Below are 21173 nucleotides of genomic sequence, written 5' to 3' on the forward strand. Positions count from 1 at the left end.
TGTTCAACATCGAGGTCCAAGGTGAAGTTGCCCAGGTTCGTGCGCTCGAACGCAGTCCGGTCGCCATCTGCCGAGATCGTGACCTCGTTCGCGGCATCTTCGGCCAGGTGGACCATTTGCGTGTCGTAGCCTTCGCCCCCGTCCACGGTGTCCGATCCATCGCCATTGCGCCAGACCGCGCGGTCATTGCCTGCGCCGAGGTCGATGACATCGTCGCCGGTGTTGCCCGCAACGACATCGTTGCCCTCACCACCGAGAATTGTGTCGTCTCCCTCGCCGCCAGTGATGGTGTCGCGACCGGCGCCGCCTTCCAAGGTGTCGTTCCCAGCACGGCCATTCAGCCGGTCATTGCCGTCGCGGCCGCGCAGGCGGTTGTCCTGCGCATCACCGACGATGTCGTCGTCGAAGTTGGAGCCGGACACGTTTTCAATGTTGAGCAGCACGTCGCCTTGCGCGTCACCGCCTTCCTGAACCGCGCGTTCCATATCTACATCGACCGCAGCCGACCCCGAAAAGTCCACCGCTTCGATGCCTGCTCCACCGTCAATAGTGTCGGCACCTGTGCCTCCTCGAAAGACAATATCCCCGCTGTCGCCAATGAAATTATCGTCGAAGTTCGAACCGTCGATCAACTCGATGCCAGCAAAGCTGTCACTATCGGCATCACCCGCACCGGCGCCCGGTGCATTCATGTTCAATGTAATGGCTGCTAAGGAAGTGCCGTATGTGACGATGTCAAAGCCTTCGCCGCCGATGTGGACATCGGCGCCGTCGCCGCCCAGGAAGCGGTCATCGCCGATGCCGCCAAACATAACGTCGTTGTTTGCGCCGCCCACGAGCACATCGTCTCCGCTCCCGCCATCGAGTGTGTCGTTGCCGTTTTGGCCGAAAAAAGTGTCAATGCCATCGCCACCCGTTAGGAAGTCCTGATCGTTGCCGGCTCTCACGCTGTCGTTGCCCTCACCGCCACGGATTGTCTAGCCCCATGTTGCTGGGCCACGGTCACCCCGAAGTTATGGAGGCCGTGCTGGAACAACTCCCCAAGGGCATGACGTTTTTTGCAAACAATGCAAAAGGTGTCGAACTGGCTGAAGCGATCGTCGAAGCCGTGCCCTGTTGCGAAAAGGTGCGGTTCGTCGCGTCGGGCGGCGATGCTGACATGTACGTCATTCGCCTCGCGCGCGCATATACGGGCAAAGACAAAATCCTGAAATTTGAGGGCGGTTATCACGGCATGAGTGCCGAGGCACAGATGAGCCTTGCGCCTGACAAGCGCGTCAATTTCCCCCAAGCCGTGCCAGACAGCGCAGGTATCCCACAAGGCGTTGCCGATCAGATGCTGATCGCGCCTTTCAACGATCTTGCGGCGGTTGAGGTTTTGTTGAGCGAACATGACGACATTGCGGCCATCATTGCAGAACCGCTGCAACGGATTATCACCGCAGCACACGGGTTCCTGCAGGGTCTGCGCGATCTGTGTGACAAGCATAGCATTTTGCTGATCTTTGACGAGATCGTCACGGGCTTCAGGCTGGCCTATGGCGGGGCGCAGGAACAGTACGGGATTACACCAGACATATGTACACTGGGCAAGATCATTGGTGGTGGGTTCCCGCTGGCTGCTCTCGGGGCCAGTGCCGAGATCATGCAGCACTTCGATGAATCCATCGTTGGGCGCGACAAATGGCTGATGCAACTTGGCACGCTATCGGGCAATCCGATTGCGGCAGCGGCCGGTCTCAAGACGATAGAGGTATTGAAACGTGAAGGCAGTTACGACCGTCTCCGCGATATCGGCCGCCGGTTACAGCACGTGCAAAGCAGTGCCCTCGACGCAGCAGGGGTTCCGCATCAAATCTGCGGGGACGAGACCCTGTTTGACATCTTCTTCACGGCCGGCCAATGCCGTGACTACCGCACCGCCAAACATGATGATCCGGCGCAAAATGTGATCTACAATGCAACGCTGCGCCGGCACGGGATTTTCAAGTCACCGGGCAAGCTTTACCCGTCACTTGCGATTACTGCGGAGGATCTGGAAAAGACGAAATTCGCAGTTGAACAGGCGGTCTCGTTTATTTCTCTGACCTAAGAACTATGTACTTCCCAAAGATCAAAACATCTGTCGACTTGCTCAGCTGTGCCGAGGCACGGGTTCGGCATAGGCTACTGCCGCCTAAAGCACCAACAACTGACCAAAATGGCGAGCGACAGCGCAGCTCGCTAGGTGTCGATATGGTCTGTAATACTCAGTTCGTGAGCATAGACAGAGGTGTTCGTCCAAGAACGGGCTTCCAATGTGCATCAACCGCGTTAACCAACGCCGTGATTTGACCGGCATCCTGTTCTGACGCGTGCCGTAGTTTGAAAGTCGATTTTCTGATGCTGCCATGAGTGGTTTGATGCCGACCCCTACAAACCCTTGATCTGCATCGAGACCACTTTGCCCGTGTCATATGTCCGCGTCCCAAGGGGGACAAAACCTGATTTCTCATGAAATGCCAGGGATTTCTCATTCGGCGGATCCACGTCCATCTCTGCGCACATGACCAGACACCCTTGGGCGCGGGCAGCCTCAGCAACGGCTTCATAGAGTTTCACGCCGAGGCCCTGTCGTTGACCTGCGGCTCCGATTACGATGCGGTCGATGTAGACGAAATTGTTCAGACGTGCGGCAAACCAGTTGAAATTATCATTCTCGTATCCCGCGCCTATCTGCATGGCGAGGACAAAGCCGATCACCTCGGCGTCTTTCTCTGCGACGATGCAGGGGTTGCTGAGGCCAAGAAGATGCTTGAACCGGCTGGTATCCATGGGCGAGGTCACATCGACAACCGCATCATTCAGCGCGCAGATCGCTTCTGCATCGTGTTCAGTTGCATCTTGGAACGTGATCATTGCACCTGGACCCCTTCATTGATCATTATGTCTGGCTCTTAAACCGCATTTTGAAAGTGCGATAAAATGTATATTTTGACTTCGCAGCGTCAGAAAATGTAAAAGCGGTTATGAGGCTAACTTACAAACAAGTTCAGTATCTTAGGGAGGTTGCACGCCAAGACAGTATCGCGGCTGCGTGCAAGGTTTTGGCGATTTCGCAGTCTTCTGTTCTAGCCGCGATTGACGTCGCAGAAGAAGTAACCGGCACACAGTTATTCACAAGGCGCAAGGGTCACGGGATTGCCCTCACACCCGCAGGCCGGGTGTTTTTGATCTCTGCCAACCGCTTTCTGGCTTCAGGCGAAGAGCTCACGCGATCCTTGGAGCAATTCTCGGGTACGGCTGGCACCTCGCTCCGGATCGGGTGTTTTCTGCCGTTTGGTGCATTGCTGATCCCACCAGTATTGCGCCGCTTCCGCGACAGCTATGGCGACTGCGAGATCACCCTTTTGGAGGGGGACTAAACCCAGCTTCGCGCATGGTTGTCCGCAGGCGAAGTGGATCTGGTCGTTACTTATGACATCGGTCAGGAGTTCGGGAGCAACACGATCCCGATCTGCAAGTTTCCGACCCACGCCTTGGTCCATCGCGACAGCGCGCTTGCCAAGCTAAACGTGGTGTCTTTGAAGTCTCTGGTTGACCATCCGCTGATCCTGCTCGACCTGCCGGAAACGCGGGTCTACCTTTTGGGCCTATTCGATAACGTTTCCCGCCGTCCCAGGATTGGGTTGCGGACCCATTTCTATGAGACGGTCCGATCGGCAGTCTCAAATGGGCTTGGCGTATCGATCCTAAATATCCGGCCAACGCCTGAGACCATTCCTGACAACCCCAACCTTCTGCGTCTGCCGCTGAAGGAGAAGTTGCGCCAGCCGACCTTGTTCGCGGCTGACCCTTACGGTGCTCAAAAGCCTGCAGCGGTGACCGCCTTTATTAAAGAGTTGCACAGCTATTTCGTTGAGCTTGGACCGAGCGTGTTTGCCGTGACGCAAGACACGGATACGGATGACCTCCTGTACCCTGTGCCCAAGCTATAGAACTCCGTTCGCACGCAACTCCTCGCCGAGCCGCGTGACAACAGAGGCATGGAAGGCGTCGGCGTATTCATCCGGTTGCTGGCCTGTGATACGCGCTTTCAAGGGGTCTTCGGCGGGGATGTCTGAGCCGGACATTTCTTCCAGCATCGCGTGACCGCAGAACGGAACATAAAGCTCGGAATACCCGCCCTCATGCGCGGCGACCAAACGACCGTCAGTGATGTCCATCACCATCCGTGTCATCAGGCGATAGGTTTCGGGTGAGCACATCATGCGTGACAGCGGGTCAAAGCCCGAGGCGTCAAAACCGCAAGCGATGACAACCAGATCAGCATCGAAGTCGCGCAGTTTCGGGAGTACAAGCCGCTCCATCACGTCGAGGTAGGCTTTGTGCCCGCAGCCTGGCGGCAATGGGATGTTCATATTGAAGCCCGCACCTCTACCTGTCCCAACGACGTCCGTGGTGCCGGTGTCATGGGGGTAGCAGCGGTCTTGATGGATCGAGATGGTCAGCACGTCATCGCGGTCGAGGAAGATCGCCTCGGTCCCGTTCCCGTGATGCACGTCCCAGTCTAAAACAGCAAACCTTTTGCCCAAGCCGTTGGCGCGGGCCGCCTCAATCGCAATGGCGATATTTGCCAGCAAGCAAAACCCGTTTGGCCATTCCGGCAGGCAATGATGCCCCGGTGGACGTGACAGGGCATAGGCATTCCGCGCTTTGCCCGTTTGCACGAACTCAATTGCTTTGGTCACCAGACCAGCCGAGAGCGCAGCAATTTCAAAAGCACCCGGGCCAAACGGCGTGCGCAGCCCAAGTTCACCGCCATCATTGTCTGACATCTCTTTGAATCGTGTCAGATAGCTTTCAGGATGAACGCGCTTTAGGTCCTCCAGCGTGGCCGCCTTAGCACCCATCAACGCAAGTTCCGCAGACAGGCCGCTCACATCCATCAGATTTTTCAAGCGGCGCTTGGTTTCCGGGGCCTCGGGCAACCCGCCGGACACGAGCGGCTGGACCAGCCCTCCAACGGGCGAAAGCAACGCGTAGTTGCCGCCAAAGTGCCAAAAGCACTTTTCATCCCAAACAAACGCGGTCTTCTCGCTCATCCTGTGTCCTTTGAGTTATGGGGCGGCATGCGCGGCGAGAACCTGCGCAGCAGCTGAAAGGGCGCCAGGTCCGTGCGGAATGCTCTGCGCATGAAGTGCCGTCTCAATGGTTCCCAAGACACCCATCACCATGTGAACATTAAAGTGCCCCATATGGCCGATGCGAAAATGATCATGGATTTCACTGTCTGGGAACCCAAGTGAGTTCCCGAGTGTGACGCCCGCCTCAGCCTCGCACCAGGTTCGGATCTTGTGCGCGACACCGGGCGCGGTTTTGACCGTCGTCACACCGTTCGAGCGATACGCCGGGTCCGCGATGTTCAGTTGCATGTGCCCCTCAGCCCCCCAAACTTCGACAGCCGCCGCGACCGCCTTCGCAATGGTCGCATGGCGCGCCCAAACCGCAGGCAAGTCTTCTTCAAACAGCATGTCGAGAGACGCGCGGAGTGCAAACATATGACGCGCGGGCGGGCTGCCGGCCCAACGGGGGTAAAAGGATTTCGACTTTGCCCGCTCAGACCAGTCCATGTAGTGGCCCGGTTGTGTGTGCGCCCGTGCAGCGTCCGCCTTTTCATTGAAGAAAACAAAGGAAAGACCCACGGGACACATCATGCCCTTTTGGCTCGCCGACACCATCACATCCACGCCAAGCGAGTCCATCTCGAACGGGTCGCAGCCGAGCGACGCAATGCAATCGACCATGAACAATGCGTCATGCCCCGCAGCGGTTCGCAGCGCGCCGATGTCATTGCGTACAGATGACGATGTTTCCGTCTGAATTGCCAGGACAGCTTTGATGAGGCCAGTTTTGTCGGCCGATAGTTTTTTTGCAGCTTCTGCGCTTCCGCGTGATCTGCCATGCCATAGTTGAGATACTCGACCTCCAAACCGATACTTTCTGCCACCATGCCCCACCGGCTTGAGAAAAAGCCGTTTGACAGCACCAACATGCGCCCGCCGAGTTTGACGGTATTGCGAAGTGTCGCTTCCCAAGCGCCATGTCCGTTTGCCTGATAGATCGCGACGTATCCGTTCGTACCGGCGACTTTCTTGAGGTCACTTAGAAGCCCATCGGTCATCTCAAACAATTCACCATCACAGATGCTTCCGGATTGCCGATGCATTGCCGAAAGCACACGATCCGGCAGGACCGTTGGCCCGGGGATAGCCAAGATGGAGCGACCTTGGTTGAGTGACATCTGTTGAAGGCTCCTGCTTTTTCTTCGAGCGACAGCTCGATTTGGCAGGAGATTAATCACGGAAAGAGAAGCATATAAAATAAAAGTTATACGTCGACACATACATCAGATGTCGCACCTCAATCACATTCAGTGTATTTATCTAACAAATGAAACCATTTTATAGTCTGTGCGGAATGTGTTTTGCTTTCGTCAAATAAGGCGGAGGACACCATGCGCGAAGCACATAAACTGTATATCAGCGGTGCCTGAGCCAATCCTCTGACAGTCGTTGACCAAAATGTCATTTGCCCTTGGACAAACGAACCTTGTGCAGACTCTTTGCGGCGACCAAGGGGCTGACTCATAGCTTTGACGGACAACCAGATCAACGAACTTGCCGCCGCCTATGACGAGGCGTAACAAACGCGCGTACTGACACGCGCCCCGTGTTGCATCTATCCGGAGTTTTTGATGGAGGATGCCTATCGCGTCCAGTCGGCTTGGGGCGATCTCCACCGCGCGAAAGGTGAGAAGGTCGTTAGCCATAAGACCGGACTGACCAGTCGTGCAATGCAGATGGCGGTTGGCATTGCTACGCCCGACTACGGTGTGCTGACGGACGCGATGCTCATCGATGATGGCGGCATGATCGCATCTGACCGCTTCATCACGCCCCGTTTCGAAGTTGAACTAGGCTTCAAGCTGAACGCCCCACTTGCCAGGCCGGATGTCACCATCTTCGATGCGCTCAATGCGACAGACTAGATGATCCCAGCAATTGAAGTGATCGATTGCCGATAATGCCGCGATTGCGGGCATCATCTGGGGTGGCAAGCCTGTGCGGCCCGACACCATCGATCTGAGAATGGTACCGGGGATCATTTACCGAATGGCAAGATCGAAGAGACCGGCGTATCGGCCGGTGTTCTTGGCCACCCCGCAAACGGTTTAGTCTGGCTCACCCGGCAACAGGCCGAGTCGAGCGAAGGCTTGAAAGCAGGTGAATTCGTTCTGGGCGGCAGCTCTACGCGACCTGTTGCGGGGGCTCCGGGCAACACGATCCAATGCGACTTTGGTGCGCTTGGGTCAGTAACCTGCTCGATCGCCTCTGAAACTTGAGAGAACCCAAACATGCCCGCGCCAAAGAACGCCTTCAAACAAGCTCTAAAACAGAAGAAGCCGCAGATCGGCTGTTGGCTGGGCTTGGCGAATGCTTACACCGCAGAGATCGCAGGAACCGCCGGATTTGACTAGCTGCTGATCGACGGGGAACATGCGCCCAATGACCTACGCTCCATCTCAGAGCAGATCGCGGTTCTGCAAGCCAGCGATAATCACGCGGTCGTACGCCTTTCCAATGGGGATCCCTGCCTGATCAAGCAGATGCTGGATGTAGGCGCGCAAAACTTGTTGATCCCGATGGTTGAAAGCGCAGGCGAAGCCCGCGCGCTGGTCCGCGCCGTGCGCTATCCGCCAAAAGGCATACGCGGCGTTGGCTACGCACTTGGGCACGCGTCGCAATTCGCAGCAATACCCGACTATCTGACGAGCGAAGATCAGGAAATCTGCCTGCTGATCTAAGTCGAAAGCCAGGCAGGTCTTGAGGCCCTTAATGAGATTTTGGAGATCGAAGGGATAGACGGCATATTCATTGGCCCTGCGGATTTGTCAGTCGATCTTGGCTATCCGCCGACTGCTGATGTGCCAGAGATCCAAAAGATCGTGCTGGACGCCATCGACCGGATTGTGGCCCGCGGAAAAGCGGCAGGCATCCTCACACTGGATAGGGGCTTCATCACTGTGTGCCTCAAACACCGTGCGACGTTTGTTGCGACCGGAATTGATGTCCTGACCTTGGCGTTCGGGCTGCGGCAACTGGCCAATACCGGAAGGGACGCCGCCAATGCCGTTTGATGCCAATCAAGTTTATCTGCGCGTAGAGGGCCGTGGGTCCAGAAGGCGCAGATCGAAAACCTCAAACTGCTGACGAGTTGACTATGACGCTCTTCAAACCGGCCCAACCAACGCCCGCGGATTAGGCAAACTTGGACGGCACAATGCCGCCGTCGGCGCGCGTTTGGCGATACTGGGCCGCAACCCGTTGAGGCTGTCATTCGCCATGACCCGGACGTCACCGCAATAGTCGCCTCTCGAATGTCTCTTGGTTTGTCACCAGGCTTTGGGCGCGGCCGAAGCGTCTCTCACCGCTATGAGCAATTTCCGCCTAGAACGCCGAACATCCTGGCGATCCGTATGCATTGCTCGGAAGGAATGATAAGTGGTCGATTAGTCATCAAAATTTTGTCTGATCAAAGGGAGGCAGCGAATGCCCCAGCCAGCCATTTGCCACAAACATGCTCCGAGGCGCTTGGTACGACCGCAATGCAGGACAGAGCGGTCGTTGGCACATTGCTTTCCAAAATCAGCTTTGGTCAGGCAAACCCGTTGGGGGTAGCGGAAGCGGTGCCGGGACCAGTGTCATGCTCCCAATCCAAAGCGCCAAGGTCGAATTCAGGCTTTTGTTGAATATGCTAATCTCGGAACTCGCGTTGCCAATCAAAATCGGCAGAGGCCTCCACCGATGCTGGCCAGTGTTTGAAATGGGCAGGCACACCTGCGTCTATCACAAGATCTGACGCCGGGAAGTAGGGTTTCAGGTCTAGAATTGGCGTGCTGGGCAGCATGTCGAAGTAGTGCGACACGGCCATTCCTTCTTCTAGATCGACAGACTCCAAGGAAAACACAGATAACCCGATGGGATTGGGCCGCGCCTCGGAGCGCGTTGCAAAGACCCCGAAATCGGCTGACGTGGCGGTATAGGGCGATGGGATTATCCGACGCGCGCGCAGATCTGGAATGTCTGCCTCGTGGGCCCACCATAGCGCAATCGCGTGGCTGAACTCTGCCAGACCGGTCAGCGCTTCGCGATAGGCGGGGAGAACCCGCACCATAAAGCGGCCGTTTGTCGTTTCTGTGTGCCCAATTTGGGAGAGGGTGAAAGTGTCAGTCATGGTGAGGCTCCGTATGTGCATCTTTCAAGGGAAGGCAGAGCGTGATGTCGAACCCAGACATGTCAGTGTTCGTCCGGTAAACTTCGTAAGCGGGGCGGTCCGCCGGTTCGATGCTGAGCTGGGGGAGCCAATGGCCAAGGAACACATCCCATAGCTCTGAAATCCGATGCGTTTCAGAAGCGGCGAGCGAAGCACACAGGCAAGCTGTGCGTCCGCCCTCAAGGTAGCGCATGACAACCCGGTCCGACCCTTTGGTGCCAGCAGGAACCGCATAGCACGCATCCAGGCGCAAGGTGTCCTCGACCGCCAAACTCGGATCCGACCACGTGATGCTGACGGTCTCGTCCGGCAATGGTCGGCGCAGACTGGATTGATACCATTGGCCAAGCTCAGCGTAGAGGTCGGTAATGCCCTCATGGGTATAGGGACCAAGAAGGCGGAGGCTGGCCAAGGTCCGCTCCGGCATCGTCTGGATATCGACATTTACGTTCATGTCGTCTGGATAGTCCGGCGCTTTGGTTATGGCTTTGCCAATCCTGCGGATTCTGAACCCGTTTGGATGATCCTTGCGAAACTGTGTGGGCGAACAGCCATGTGCTTTGCGAAATGCCTTCGATAGATGCGCACTGTCAGAGAACCCGCACTCCAGCGCGATCTGCGTCAAAGGCGTCTTCTGCTGATAGACTAGAGCGCTTGCGGCGGCCTCCAGTCGAAGTCGAATGATGCATTGCGCGACACTCTCGCCTGCGATGGCCTTGAAGACACGATGAAAGTGAAATTCTGAGAAACCCGCATGCGCTGCTAGGTCTTTGACTGTGAATGGTTGCGCTGGGTTCACAAGAATAACATCTACCACACGCTCGACACGTCGGTGGTAGTCAATGAAAGTCCGGGGCTTCGCCGGATATGCGCTGGCGTGCTGCTTCAACGGGTCGTGCCTATTATCTCATTGATGCCAAAGTCCTCCACGTAAGTATTGTCGAGACGGGTTACAGGAGAAACGGCTGGATCGTCAGGGAGACAAATGTTCAGCCAGGATCGAGCAAATCAGATCCACAAGAGGTTGGCCTGCGGTCTGATCCTGCAGCGACCTGTTTTGCGCGTGAATGCCCATGACCGCTGGGACCAATGATGCGGCCAGAGTAGGCGGCGTGAATGTCACCTGACCGCCTTGCCCCCTTTTTTCATTCTCTAGGGCATTTAGGAAGTGATCTTCTAGTGCAGCCCAATAGGCGTTCACGACAGCTTCCAAGCGAGGGCTTTGAATGCGCGCATTTTCAATTCCGGTATTGACGATCAAGCACCCCCAATCACTGGAAGTCGCAGACCCTGGCGTGACCAATCCCTGAAAGAAATCGATGATTTCGGGGATCCCACCTGTCTTCATCGGCGCCATCTCCGATGTGATCGCCGCGTCGCAGTAGAAGGTCAATGTCTCAAGGTAGAGACCTTCCTTGCCGCCAAACTCCGAACGTATGGCAAACTGGTTGATGCCGGTCAGTTGTTCAAGCTCGCGTACGCCGAGGTTCTGAAAACCATGCTCCCAGAACGCTTCGCCCGCCTTTGCGATAGCATCCTGGCGATCGTAAGACTTCGGGCGTGGCATCTTTTGTTCCAATTGACTGTTTCTTTACACTCGCATAGAAATAGATTCTATACAACTGTATAGAATTGGAGTTGATGATGCGGGATGTAATTTTTCCAAGCGACAAGCAGGCGACCTACGAAGCCTACGGATACTCAGCCGCCGTGCGCAGCGGCGGCTTTCTGTTCGTGTCAGGGCAGGTGGGGGTCGATGCGGCGGGCGGCGCAATCAAGGATCCCGCATCGCAATTCCAGATGGCCTTTGCCAACCTGCATGATGTGTTAGGGGCAGCGGGGTGCGGATTTGATGACATCGTCGATATCACCAGTTTTCACGTAAACATGCACGAACACTTCGACACGTTTGCAGTTTCGAAACAGAGTGTCTTTCCCAACCCACCCTTTCCAAACTGGACCGCCATTGGGGTCGTCAGTTTGGCTGACCCTGATCTTTTGGTAGAGATCAAGGCAGTTGCGAAAGTGGAATAAGCACCCCGGCGGTGCAGTTTGCAGTCGTTCAGCACATCCGCAGCATTGGTCATCATGAGACTCTTGTCACCTTCGCTGCGGTCTTCATAGCGGCCACTCCGCCTGCATGTTCAAATCTCAATCGACGCTGAGTCCCGCGTAAAGACAGCGGACAGCGAGCCCATAGTTGACAGCCGATCCGCTTCTTTGATGCTGCAACTGAAGCCAGCAATCCGGATATTCGCTGCCTTTGCGAAACTGACCAAGTATGCATTAAGTGATTGCGGACAGGGCAACCCCGTGCAGACGCGCAACTTAAAGACACTGCATCCATTTACTCTGGCGACACGTTTACCGCTGCGTTGCGACCAAATCGTCAAAGGGGTCGTTGATGACCGTTCATTGGAGCGAAGCTCGAAACCTATGGATCGCCTTAGTTCGCTTTACGGATGCAGCAATCAACCTCATTCCAGAACATCGCCTGCCGTGTTTGTAGGAAATGTGACTGGCGGTTGTGTCCTAGCGGCTTCGCCTGCGGCGCCAGCAATCCGGGCTTTATCGTTTTCACTGATTTCGTCTGACCCATGAAGACTTGGAATTGCGACACGCACTTCGCGGCGGGCAAACTCGATGCCATGCTCCTCAAAAGCGGCCTTCACCCGGTTATAGACTTCTTTCCTGATCATAAATTGCCCGCCCGGCTTGGCCATGAATTTGCCGCGAATGACGATCCCCACGTCATCAAACGCGAAGACGCCCTGAGACTTGAACGGCTGGATAAAGTCTTTTCCTAATTCGGGATGTTCCAGAAGTTCCTGACCGATCTGCTTGAATAATTTGCGCACTTTTTCCGTGTCTGTGCCGTGAGGGACGGTGAACTTCAGTTTCATGATCACCCAATCCCGCGAATAGTTCGTAATTTTAGGCACTTCGCTATAGGGGATCGTGTGCAAAAGCCCGCGATGGTGACGAAGGCGCAAGGACCGGATTGATATTTTCTCGACCGTTCCCATGGTCCCGCCAATGTCCAAGTATTCTCCGACCCGGAAGGCGTCGTCGAGCAAGAAGAAAACGCCCGAGACGACGTCGGTCACCAATTTCTGCGAACCGAAGCCGATCGCAAGACCCAGGATGCTGGCACCAGCCAAGAGTGGCGTGATGTTAACCCCCAGTTCGCTCAGGATCAGCAAGCCAAAGAGAATCAGGATCGTGGCGCGGGCGCATTTGAGCAGCAGTGGCAAGATTGTGGTCAGGCGTGTACCGCCGGTGCCGCCACCGTCGCCCAAGTCGTCCTCCTCTGAGTTCCAGCCGGAAAGGGTCATCTCCTCTGCCAGTTTGCGGTAGATCAGCAAAGACACGACCTCCCACGTCAGATAGCCCAGAACCAGGGTAAAGCTGACTGTAAAGAAACCTTGGAGCAGCAGGCCGATAGCCCCAGAGCTGGTAAAAGTCTCGGGGCTGATGTCCCAGATATCGGCGAGTTGCAGCAGAATTGCCCCGAAGACGAGGATTCGCCCGATCCGTTTATAGGCACGGCCCGTTTCGTGATAGGCGTTCTCGGCGATTGGTCCCTCGCCGGTCATGGGTGGCATCAAGTGGCTGACCAAGGCTCGGATCAATGTGTCGAAGGCCGGCGCAGCCACGAGCAGGCCCACGGTCGTGATGTCCGGCCGCTCTGCAAGAAGGGCGAGCGCGTCGTAGCTCGCGATGATGTTGATCAGCCACCAGGTACTGAAGACGCTGACAATCGCGAATACCGGAAAGATGCGGGAGATGCGGTCTTCCCAAGCGCCAACCTCTTCATTGGTGCCCCGCAACATCAGAACCAAGCCGGTCCAGCAGCGAATTACAATCCAGACGAAATATGCGCGCAGCGCAAGATCGAACCAGAACACGGTAAGGGCCGCTTGCTCTGGCGCCGAGTTCAGAGCGTTGAACTGGGACAAGAGTTGCATCGCCCCGATCAGGACGGCCATGCCCACGGAATGCCGGGTGAGAAATTTCGCGGTGGTATTGTCGGCAAAGATCAGGCGATGCTGGGGTACGTTTGGCGTCAGCATAAAACGCAGGACCGTGTAAGCGACGCGCGGCGCAAGCAGTAGGGTCAGAAGCGCTGCAAACCCGTATTCTTCGAGCCCATTTGGCATCAGCGCGTCAACAATAACCGCCGATACCGCGACAAAGATGGCAACCCCGCCGGTTTCTCGGGCCAAGCGTTGGGTCAGAAACACCAACGACGCTTTGATGCTGGTCGATTTCTGCGCGGTTGGCTGAGGAAACCAGCTTAGAACCAGAAAATAAAAGAGCTTTTCAAGCCCGTAGCCGATTGCAGCCGCTAGGCTGAGAATAGACAGCAAGAGCATCCAGCCGTCATCACCGAAACGCGTTGTGAAGCTCGCAACTGATTGCGTCTGAGCCGTGATCATCGCGCCAAACTCATGCGCGGGGCGGACTGCGGCACGGGCTGCGCCGAGCGTCATGTGATAAGTGAGGGTTTCCGTTTGCGCGCCCGGATCTAATGCACCCGGTGGCGAGGATACCTTGGCGTTCAACTCGTCACGCAGCAGCAAGCGCACTTGCGTGTCGCTCATCTGAGACATGAACTGCGCGATGGCCTCTTCGGTCAACGGGATAGGCAGCTGCAAAACGTCGGTCACCGACGTTGCGCTGGCTGGCTCCGGGATCATTCCGACATGTTCCTGAGCACCTGCCTGCGCCAGCGTCAGGCACAGAAGAAAAGCGGCCAGGACAAAGCGAAGCATGACGCATCCCGACTTTCTGGTGAAGCATCGCATAACGTTCGCTCAGGCGACGCCGTACGGTCGGGTCGGGCCGCCTGAAAACGACGTACGATCAGTTCAAGAGTTTCGAGATTGCGGCGATGCCCGCTTCGCCGCAAATGTCATCATACTCTTTGCCGGTCTCATCCTCACCCGGTGATCCAGCGATCCCGATGCCGCCAATCACCTCACCTTCGTACAGAATGGGGATGCCGCCCGACAATGTGATCAAACCAATCTCGTTGAAAACGGCACCAAGCGTCGGCTCGTGTGCGTTTTCAGCCTCTATCACGGATGTTGCTTCGCGGCGCGACGCGGCCGTGATGGCCTTGCGACTGCTGGTTTCAATCGTATGCGGGAACGCGCCTTCTTTCATGAGCGTCACACGGGGTTGCGCGCGTTGATCAACGACGGTGACTGTTACAGCAAAACCCAGTTCGGTGCACTTCGCCTCAGCTGCGGTGGCTGCGGCAAGGGCCCAGTCCAGCGGAATGCTCCGTTCCACATGGGGGGCCTTGTGTGCGGTACCGGTCCCAGCGCCGGCTTCGAGTGCGCCCTCCGCATCTTCATCCGTGCCGGTCGGATCGTCACTTGGGTCATCATCCGTCCATTGGTCCAGTATTTCGCCTGTTGCGATATCGATCTTGAATTCGACATCTTCCCCGACATCATTCACAATCTCGATGTCGACTACGGGCCGTCCATCAAACTGGTCAAGCTCAGCCTCCGACACCGTTCCAGGTTGCGCTTCAAGCGCTATCGCGACGGCTTCATCAATCGTCAGTGTCGTGCCGTCGCTAGACTGCGCATGGGCAGAGGAGGCAAGAAGGCCAATGGCAATCGCTGAGACTGTATTGCGGTTATGCAGCATGGGGTCCATCCTAGGCTAAGAGCTTTGGGGACTTTGTATCGGCGCTCTATGTCACACGAGGATCTCTGCTGACTTACAAATCTGTCAGCAAACGGCTGCGCGAGCAGTCAGGCAGACACTGGTGCTTTGCCCGTAAATCCGAGCCGTTGCCGTAACGCGCTTGGACGCGTCGCGAAAATGCGGCGCAGCCGGAAACAAGGCCGGGTGAACAAATCTGCGACGAGAATGCCGATAATGGCTCCGGCAATTGTGGCTGAGATGGTGTGCGCATCCAGCATGTATCTCGCGTACATCGTCAGAAAGAGGATTGGCCAGACGATCATGCCAAAAAGCTTGAGGTATCGCTGCACCGCAATCCAAGCGCCCGCACTGGCAAGCGCAGAATGCCCGGACGGCATGTTATGCTGCCCACCATTCGGCCGTTGCCCAAGCCGGGTTCCGCCGATCTCAATATCGTTCAGGAGCCGCTTTGGAACATGCGTGGCTGCTGTTCCTGCGACCATCACAGCTGCAATTTGCCCCAAGCCTCTGATGTCACGAAGAACAAGCGCCGTGCCGACGGGGATAAGCGTATTGACGTGCCTGCCATAAGCCTCAACGCTCGTCACAACCCGGCTGTCCTGTCCGTTCCGAGACTGCGCATAGTGGCCGTCCATATCGCTGGGATAGAGCGTCGCGCCAACAAGTAGGACAAGCGCGGCTGCCCATAGGCTCTGGCGCAACGAGAGTTTTTTGAAAGACCGCATTTCGACTGCTCCTGCCTGACTGGGCGGGAGTGTCAGAGGGCAACTTCACAAGCGCCTTACGCAGGGTTTACATCTTGGCGGTTTGTCTGGAATCGGACGGTCGCGGTGAGACCTTGACCATTGGTACCATCCGCAAGCGACAAGTCGGCCCCGTGAAGTTCCGCAATCGCGCGCACGAGGGACAGGCCCAACCCGAACCCATCACCTTGCCGGTGCGTCTCCCGTTGGTAGAGAGGTTGCAGAACGCGCTCACGCTCTTGGAAGGGGATGCCCGGGCCTTCATCAGACACAGACAATAGCGTTTTGTGGCATCTCAAGGTGATCGTTTGACCAGTCGCTCCGTAACGCAATGCATTCTGAACCAGATTAGCCACAAGCTGCATCAGCAAGTCAGGATCACCATTTACGGATGCAGGCTCGGCTACATCAATGCTGAGGTGTTGTCCCGTCTTTTCAATAACAGGACCAAAAGTGTCCTTTACCCGGTTAATCAAATCTGCCAACGGTACCTGCATAAACCCGGACCGCCCAGCCCCGCTTTCGATCTGGCTCAGCCGCAGCAACGCATCAAAGGTCTCGTTGATCCGGTCAATCTGTTCCAACGCAGCACCGAGATCATCCTCGGTCACCGCGCGGTCTTTGTTGATCAGCGCGTTCAGGGATGTCTCGATTTCAGCGCGAAGGCGGGCCAAAGGCGTTCGAAGGTCATGGGCAATGTTGGAGGACTGCACGCGCATGTCAGCCATTGCTTGTTCCAACCGTGCGGTCGTCAGATTGATGCGGCCCGCGACCATGCTCAAGTCGTCTTTGCCTTCGAGTGAAATGCGTTTACTCAGTTGACCTTGGGCGACATCCGCGAGGCCACCGGTGATGACATTCAACCTGCGTTGCGCCTGCCCGGCCATCAAGACCGCCGCGATCCCTGCGGCCAAGAGGCTTCCTACGAGGCTGAGTTGCATACCGGTCGACACGATGTGCCGCATTTCCTCATAGCGTTCGGTATTTTCGCCGACCAGAACAATGCCTTGGGGTGTCTGCTGCTGAAGATAACGGGTTTCTGCACCTTGCGTCGGGTCGGTCCAGAAGCCTAGCCTAGGAGAATCGTCCGTCAGTTGAATGCTCTCTCCGTCCTCCGGCTCCGGTAAGGGTTGACCGGCTGCCAAGGCGCTAACGGCAAGTTCCATACGTTCAGCCAGACGCGCATCGACCACCCGGCCCATTTCGCTCCAAATCAACCAGTACGTGCCACCCCAGGCGATCACAGAAATCATCGAGAACAGCGCGAGCAGGACCATGGCTTGCCGGAAGGCCGACAGCCTGTGAAGGGCGCTAAGCCTCTTCAAAAACATAGCCAGAGCCGCGGATGTTGCGGATTACTGTATCCCCAAACGGCTTTTCTATTTTGCCCCGAAGCCGGCTGATATGCGTTTCGACCACACTGGTTGTCGGATCAAAACTCATGTCCCAAACCCGTTCGAGCAGCATGGTCCGAGTCTGCACGCGCCCTTTTGAGCGCAGGAATACCTCTAGCAGCTGAAACTCCTTGGGGTTCAGGTCCACAGGCTCTCCTTGCCGGATGCAGGTGCGTTTGTGCAAGTCCATGGTGATATCGCCGGCGGTGAGTTCAGACGCCTGCTCTTCTGGAGTGCCGGGCCTGCGCGCCAAGCCCTCAACCCGTGCTAATAACTCGGCAAAGGCAAAGGGTTTGACCAGGTAGTCTTCTCCGCCTGCGCGCAGGCCAGTCACGCGATCGTCGACCTCGTTGAGCGCGGTGAGGAACATTGCCGGTACCGTTACCTTGGCCTGCCGCAACGCTTTGAGCACGGAAAGCCCATCGAGCCCTGGCACCATGCGATCCAGCACCAAGACGTCATAGCTTTGGTCCATGGCGGCAAAGAGCGCATCTTTGCCATCGGTAAAAAGGTCCACGACATGGCCTTCCTCGCGCAGACCTTGCGTCACCCAAGGCCCAAGCTTTGGGTCATCCTCAAGGACCAGAAGCCGCATGCGGCAATTCCTTTTCACCGACCCACAGACTCCTGGCGATCTCCAAGGCGGGCTTACCGATGTAAATGAGGTCCGTCATTCCGTAGGCCCCTCTGAAGTCAAAGCGTTCACTGTGAACCTTGCCCGTCTTTCCAAGGGTTTGCCATGCGGTTGTCACCAGAGACTTCAGACCTTCTGGGCCGCACAGGTACACCTGCCCATCCGCCGCCATGGACTGCATGATCTCTGTCATGCGCTTGGATGTTAGCCGATCGCCGCTTGCGTCGCTCAGAACAAACAGGTCAATCTGAGGCAGCCGCGCGGCGTGGCGTTCCACGTCCGCAATCGCGCCCGAGGATTCTCGGGACCTTATACAATAGATCAGGATTACACGGGCATTGTTGTCGGGCTCCATCCGCTCTAACGCCGCTAGGAACGGCGTGATCCCCACGCCACCTGCTACCCAAAGCTGTTCGGTCCTGCTTGCGTTCACCTGCGGCAGAAATCGCCCGACGCCCCGACCGACCCGGAATGTGTCGCCTTCAGAGACCGTACTGACAAAATCATCCGTCCAATCGCCAGCGGCGCGGATCACGAAGCGGCGGGTAGCCTCCGTCCCCCCGGCGATCGTGAAAGGATGTGTCTCAGCCCGCGCGACATTCTGGGCGATTGTCGCGAACTGTCCGGGTCGGAACGAGGGCAGGGGCTCGTCCGAACGAAAAGTCACATCGACCCCTCCGACAAAGGGCGTCGCTTTTTCAACCTTCACTAGACGTGTGATCTCTCGCTTGCGCAGCAAAGTTTGGACCCATGCCAGCAGACCGACGGCGGAAACCAACGCCATTAAGGTCCAAGGCGCCAAGCCCACCGCAAGTGGGCTGGCCACAAAGAACGTATGATAAGCTGCCAGCAAGAAAATGGGGCCCATCAGCATATGGCTCGCCTTCCAAACGTGATATGGGATCACACGCACCATGGCCGCACACGTCAAGACCACCAGCCCCATCGCCGCAAACCATCCAACGCTCTCGCCGCTTTCAGCCAGCACGGGAACAGCGCCAGCCCCATAGGTTTCGGCGGTCGCCCAATGCCCCAGCGCACCAGTAACGGCGAAAAAGCCGAGCCAGCGATGAGCGCCGTAGGATTTGTCCGGCCCTCCCATAAGGCGATCAACGATCCGCCAGCGAGCGGCAAGGATCAGTGTAAGCGCCATTGAGGTCATAGACAGCGCGCCGAGGCTCGCAGGAACCATGTTGGCCCAAGGCACAAATGGGGCGACGAGGGCGACATGCGCCAGAATAAACACGGTGGCGTAAATCAAAGTGGTTTTAGACATTTGGCAGCTCGGTTTGCGCAGTCTTCTTCCGTGACCGCAGGTTTTTACATTGGTTTTCTGGCGGTTGCGCCCGCGGGCTGTAGCAACTGTCGGCATTGCTTCTCAGAACACTCCACGATGCGTGGGATACTGCAGCATAAGGCTCACATTACCCTTACCCAGGGCTTACAAAATTGTAAGAATTGCGAAGTCAGCACCCATGCGCCTTCCGAATATAATCTAAATTCATAGCTTAGAGCTCGCAGTATGCGTCTGTGACGGAGGCGAAGCTGTGAAAGGGTGTCACGCTGAGTCTAAGACGTACTTGTTGACGCCGGCAGCTCGCTTCTGCGCCTCAAGTCGATGGAAGCCGAGTGCTCTGTCGTAGACAAGTGCAGACTTGAAACACGATTTCCCTCCTATTCATAGGAGAGCCCGTCAGTGCTCGTCTCCCCTTGAAGTTGTCCGCTGTTTTGTTTGGTAAAAACGGAGGATCAGAATGGTTATGAAGCGGCACAAGCCGGAAGCGACAGTCACTAAACTGGGGCAGGTTTAGGTACTTATTGGCCAACGGGCTGTGCTGACTACGAACGTCTGGTTGCGGACATGATTGAACCCGCGCGGCGGTTTGGCTGCTACGATTATTGCCGGATCGCAGCTCTGCTTCGGGACGCAGGCTAACGACAAGCGCGTGGAACGACTATGGCTGCGGGAGGGGCTGACAGTTCCAAGGACGCAACCAAAGAAGCGAGGCTTTTGGCTGAACGACGGATCATGTGAGCAGCTGAGGTCAGAGCACCGTGACCAAGTTTTGAGCTGCAACTTCGTGTTTCTGAGGCATGAATCCACGGGGTAAAATCCGCCATAGTCAACAATCGCGGAAACTGTCGCCTAGGCGCGATGCAGCCCCGCCCAATCCGCGCTGCAATAGCAACTTGCCGTTCACATGCTGGCCGCACGGGGCGTTCCACAGAGCACACCCCGATGGTCCCGACACCGCGCGATTTTAATTCAAGCGCGTCAGCAAACCTGCCATCAACCGGGCGCGTTCCGGCAGGCTGTCAACGTAGATATGCTCGTTGAGTGTGTGCAGGTCTGCCCCCCTGACGCCGAGCGAGTCGAGTGTGGGTATGCCCATAGCGCCGGTGAAATTGCCGTCTGAACCACCGCCCTGACTGCGGCCCTTCATCTCAAAGCCAAGCTCTGACGCGAGGTCTTTGGCGATCTCGAACATCTTGGCCGTGCCTGGCATATCGGGCCGCCATACGGGCCGCGTGACGCCACGCTCCACATGAAACTCGACGTCATTCGTGGTGCCCTGCAGCGCCAGCATCCGTTCGACACCGGCGTCGAGATCCTCTTGCTTTTTCGCCATACTCAGCGCTTCGGCCGCACAGGACGAGGACACGCAGTTCACCCAACGCCCGGCATGGATGACGCCGACGCTAAACGTACAATCGGGGCCGGTCATGTCTTCGATCTCGATAATCTTGCGGGCCATTGCGGCAATCGCGGACTTTCCGTCCTTTAGATTGGCCCCGGCATGGCTGGGCTTGCCCTTGGTCGTCAAATTGAAGCGCGCGATGGCATAGCGGCCAATCGTGACGCCGCCGTCCCCATGCCCGGGTTCGGGAACAAGGACATAGGCGCTGCGCGCGGCTTCGGCCTCGATCAGATCGCGGGTGCTGGGCGTGCCGACCTCTTCGTCCGGGGTGAATAGAACAGTGACTGGCAGCGGCGTTTGCAGCCCTGCGCGGATCATCTGTTTGATCGCCTCAAGGCTGATGTAATTGCCACCCTTCATATCCATCAGACCGGGACCGTAGCAGATATTGCCCTCACGTTTGAAAGGAAGAACCTCAAGCGTTCCAATAGGGTGAACCGTATCCATATGCCCCGCAATCAGGATGCCCGGCGTGCGCCCCATATCGGGATGCGGAAACCGTGCGCGTACGGATCCACCGAAACCCATACGTCCCGGTATTCGCTCGACCGTGGCACCAAGGGCGGCCATGTCGTAAGCGGCCAAATCCATCATACGGTTCACCGCGTCCGCGTCATAGGTCGGGCTTTCGCATTCGATCCAAGGCCGCAGGCCATTGATCATCGCATCGGCATCAAAGGGCAATTCCAGCGGGTTCACGATG

Annotated in this window: 18 protein-coding genes and 5 pseudogenes; 8 read left to right on the forward strand and 15 right to left on the reverse strand. The window is 56.8% G+C overall.

Features of this window, described 5'->3' with window-relative positions; genetic code table 11:
- A partial coding sequence (locus tag FD715_RS17135; RefSeq protein ID WP_147112636.1) for a calcium-binding protein occupies positions 1-947 on the reverse strand: 947 nt, incomplete at its 3' end.
- 29 nt (positions 948-976) lie between these two features.
- Here FD715_RS17135 and FD715_RS17140 point away from each other — a divergent pair.
- Positions 977-2092: pseudogene (locus FD715_RS17140) on the forward strand (aspartate aminotransferase family protein); the annotation flags it as partial.
- A gap of 320 nt (positions 2093-2412) precedes the next feature.
- Here the strand turns inward: FD715_RS17140 and FD715_RS17145 are convergent.
- Positions 2413-2898, reverse strand: coding sequence for a GNAT family N-acetyltransferase (locus FD715_RS17145; RefSeq protein WP_147112641.1), 486 nt, complete (start codon positions 2896-2898; stop codon positions 2413-2415).
- Between the two features lie 110 nt (positions 2899-3008).
- On the opposite strand from FD715_RS17145, the pseudogene FD715_RS23085 reads away from it, so the two are divergent.
- The 3 genes and pseudogenes from FD715_RS23085 to FD715_RS17155 form a co-directional block, all read left to right on the forward strand.
- Positions 3009-3191: pseudogene (locus tag FD715_RS23085) on the forward strand (LysR family transcriptional regulator); the annotation flags it as partial.
- A gap of 12 nt (positions 3192-3203) precedes the next feature.
- Entirely contained in the window at positions 3204-3404 is a 201-nt protein-coding gene (locus tag FD715_RS22825) for a hypothetical protein (RefSeq protein WP_223274961.1), read from the forward strand.
- Between the two features lie 15 nt (positions 3405-3419).
- A pseudogene (locus tag FD715_RS17155) lies at positions 3420-3977 on the forward strand (LysR substrate-binding domain-containing protein); the annotation flags it as partial.
- Here FD715_RS17155 and FD715_RS17160 read toward each other — a convergent pair.
- Genes FD715_RS17160 through FD715_RS23095 form a run of 3 tightly spaced genes read right to left on the reverse strand, consistent with a single transcriptional unit; the run spans position 3972 to position 6283 of the window.
- Positions 3972-5084: a class II histone deacetylase gene (locus FD715_RS17160; protein WP_147112649.1), complete on the reverse strand. Its 1113-nt coding sequence runs from the start codon at positions 5082-5084 to the stop codon at positions 3972-3974. The pseudogene FD715_RS17155 and the gene FD715_RS17160 sit on opposite strands and share 6 nt — an antisense overlap.
- A 15-nt stretch (positions 5085-5099) precedes the next feature.
- Entirely contained in the window at positions 5100-5828 is a 729-nt protein-coding gene (locus FD715_RS23090) for an aminotransferase class V-fold PLP-dependent enzyme (RefSeq protein WP_370455419.1), read from the reverse strand.
- Positions 5720-6283 (reverse strand): hypothetical protein, encoded by a 564-nt coding sequence (locus tag FD715_RS23095; protein WP_370455420.1) that lies wholly within the window; start codon positions 6281-6283, stop codon positions 5720-5722. Before FD715_RS23095 ends, FD715_RS23090 begins: the two co-directional genes overlap by 109 nt.
- 453 nt (positions 6284-6736) lie before the next feature.
- Between FD715_RS23095 and FD715_RS22830 the strand changes: the two genes are divergently transcribed.
- Entirely contained in the window at positions 6737-7030 is a 294-nt protein-coding gene (locus FD715_RS22830) for a hypothetical protein (protein WP_223274952.1), read from the forward strand.
- A 495-nt stretch (positions 7031-7525) separates the two neighbouring features.
- Positions 7526-8179 (forward strand): annotated as a pseudogene (locus FD715_RS17175) (aldolase/citrate lyase family protein).
- Between the two features lie 617 nt (positions 8180-8796).
- Here FD715_RS17175 and FD715_RS17180 read toward each other — a convergent pair.
- The 3 genes from FD715_RS17180 to FD715_RS17190 form a co-directional block, all read right to left on the reverse strand.
- A complete protein-coding gene (locus FD715_RS17180; RefSeq protein ID WP_147112652.1) occupies positions 8797-9276 on the reverse strand; it encodes a TrmO family methyltransferase in 480 nt (159 codons plus the stop codon).
- Complete coding sequence (locus tag FD715_RS17185; protein WP_147112655.1) at positions 9269-10204, reverse strand: GyrI-like domain-containing protein; 936 nt, start codon at positions 10202-10204, stop codon at positions 9269-9271. Before FD715_RS17185 ends, FD715_RS17180 begins: the two co-directional genes overlap by 8 nt.
- 84 nt (positions 10205-10288) lie before the next feature.
- The gene (locus tag FD715_RS17190) at positions 10289-10882 is read right to left on the reverse strand and encodes a TetR/AcrR family transcriptional regulator (protein ID WP_147112658.1); all 594 of its coding nucleotides are present in this window, start codon (positions 10880-10882) and stop codon (positions 10289-10291) included.
- A 77-nt stretch (positions 10883-10959) separates the two neighbouring features.
- On the opposite strand from FD715_RS17190, the gene FD715_RS17195 reads away from it, so the two are divergent.
- Entirely contained in the window at positions 10960-11349 is a 390-nt protein-coding gene (locus FD715_RS17195) for a RidA family protein (RefSeq protein WP_223274953.1), read from the forward strand.
- Positions 11350-11792: 443 nt separating this feature from the next.
- Here FD715_RS17195 and FD715_RS17200 read toward each other — a convergent pair whose 3' ends face one another.
- From FD715_RS17200 to FD715_RS17225, 6 genes are all read right to left on the reverse strand, one after another.
- Positions 11793-14090, reverse strand: coding sequence for a mechanosensitive ion channel family protein (locus FD715_RS17200; protein ID WP_189799529.1), 2298 nt, complete (start codon positions 14088-14090; stop codon positions 11793-11795).
- A gap of 91 nt (positions 14091-14181) precedes the next feature.
- The gene (locus FD715_RS17205; RefSeq protein WP_189799530.1) at positions 14182-14979 is read right to left on the reverse strand and encodes a heme-binding protein; all 798 of its coding nucleotides are present in this window, start codon (positions 14977-14979) and stop codon (positions 14182-14184) included.
- Between the two features lie 107 nt (positions 14980-15086).
- The gene (locus FD715_RS17210) at positions 15087-15725 is read right to left on the reverse strand and encodes a phosphatase PAP2 family protein (protein WP_147112666.1); all 639 of its coding nucleotides are present in this window, start codon (positions 15723-15725) and stop codon (positions 15087-15089) included.
- A gap of 56 nt (positions 15726-15781) precedes the next feature.
- On the reverse strand, positions 15782-17068 hold the full coding sequence (locus tag FD715_RS17215) for a HAMP domain-containing sensor histidine kinase (RefSeq protein WP_223274954.1): 1287 nt from the start codon (positions 17066-17068) through the stop codon (positions 15782-15784).
- Positions 17055-17732 (reverse strand): response regulator transcription factor, encoded by a 678-nt coding sequence (locus FD715_RS17220; protein WP_147112672.1) that lies wholly within the window; start codon positions 17730-17732, stop codon positions 17055-17057. The genes FD715_RS17215 and FD715_RS17220 overlap by 14 nt, the downstream gene beginning before the upstream one ends.
- Positions 17713-19047, reverse strand: a complete 1335-nt coding sequence (locus tag FD715_RS17225; protein WP_189799531.1) for a ferric reductase-like transmembrane domain-containing protein — start codon at positions 19045-19047, stop codon at positions 17713-17715. The genes FD715_RS17220 and FD715_RS17225 overlap by 20 nt, the downstream gene beginning before the upstream one ends.
- Before the next feature lie 546 nt (positions 19048-19593).
- Between FD715_RS17225 and FD715_RS22835 the strand changes: the two are divergent.
- Positions 19594-19864, forward strand: a pseudogene (locus FD715_RS22835) (IS3 family transposase); the annotation flags it as partial.
- A gap of 168 nt (positions 19865-20032) precedes the next feature.
- Here FD715_RS22835 and FD715_RS17230 read toward each other — a convergent pair.
- Positions 20033-21169 (reverse strand): M20/M25/M40 family metallo-hydrolase, encoded by a 1137-nt coding sequence (locus FD715_RS17230; RefSeq protein ID WP_147112678.1) that lies wholly within the window; start codon positions 21167-21169, stop codon positions 20033-20035.
- Positions 21170-21173: the final 4 nt, after the last annotated feature.

The sequence above is a fragment of the Tateyamaria sp. syn59 genome, assembly GCF_007995245.1.
GTDB lineage: Bacteria > Pseudomonadota > Alphaproteobacteria > Rhodobacterales > Rhodobacteraceae > Tateyamaria.

What these genes read in the sequence shown, in the direction of transcription:
- FD715_RS17145 (WP_147112641.1), bottom strand. Translation starts at nt 2,898, where the DNA reads ATGATCACGTTCCAAGATGCAACTGAACACGATGCAGAAGCGATCTGC.
- FD715_RS17160 (WP_147112649.1), bottom strand. Translation starts at nt 5,084, where the DNA reads ATGAGCGAGAAGACCGCGTTTGTTTGGGATGAAAAGTGCTTTTGGCAC.
- FD715_RS23095 (WP_370455420.1), bottom strand. Translation starts at nt 6,283, where the DNA reads ATGTCACTCAACCAAGGTCGCTCCATCTTGGCTATCCCCGGGCCAACG.
- FD715_RS22830 (WP_223274952.1), top strand. Translation starts at nt 6,737, where the DNA reads ATGGAGGATGCCTATCGCGTCCAGTCGGCTTGGGGCGATCTCCACCGC.
- FD715_RS17180 (WP_147112652.1), bottom strand. Translation starts at nt 9,276, where the DNA reads ATGACTGACACTTTCACCCTCTCCCAAATTGGGCACACAGAAACGACA.
- FD715_RS17190 (WP_147112658.1), bottom strand. Translation starts at nt 10,882, where the DNA reads ATGCCACGCCCGAAGTCTTACGATCGCCAGGATGCTATCGCAAAGGCG.
- FD715_RS17195 (WP_223274953.1), top strand. Translation starts at nt 10,960, where the DNA reads ATGCGGGATGTAATTTTTCCAAGCGACAAGCAGGCGACCTACGAAGCC.
- FD715_RS17200 (WP_189799529.1), bottom strand. Translation starts at nt 14,090, where the DNA reads ATGCTTCGCTTTGTCCTGGCCGCTTTTCTTCTGTGCCTGACGCTGGCG.
- FD715_RS17205 (WP_189799530.1), bottom strand. Translation starts at nt 14,979, where the DNA reads ATGCTGCATAACCGCAATACAGTCTCAGCGATTGCCATTGGCCTTCTT.
- FD715_RS17210 (WP_147112666.1), bottom strand. Translation starts at nt 15,725, where the DNA reads ATGCGGTCTTTCAAAAAACTCTCGTTGCGCCAGAGCCTATGGGCAGCC.
- FD715_RS17220 (WP_147112672.1), bottom strand. Translation starts at nt 17,732, where the DNA reads ATGCGGCTTCTGGTCCTTGAGGATGACCCAAAGCTTGGGCCTTGGGTG.
- FD715_RS17225 (WP_189799531.1), bottom strand. Translation starts at nt 19,047, where the DNA reads ATGTCTAAAACCACTTTGATTTACGCCACCGTGTTTATTCTGGCGCAT.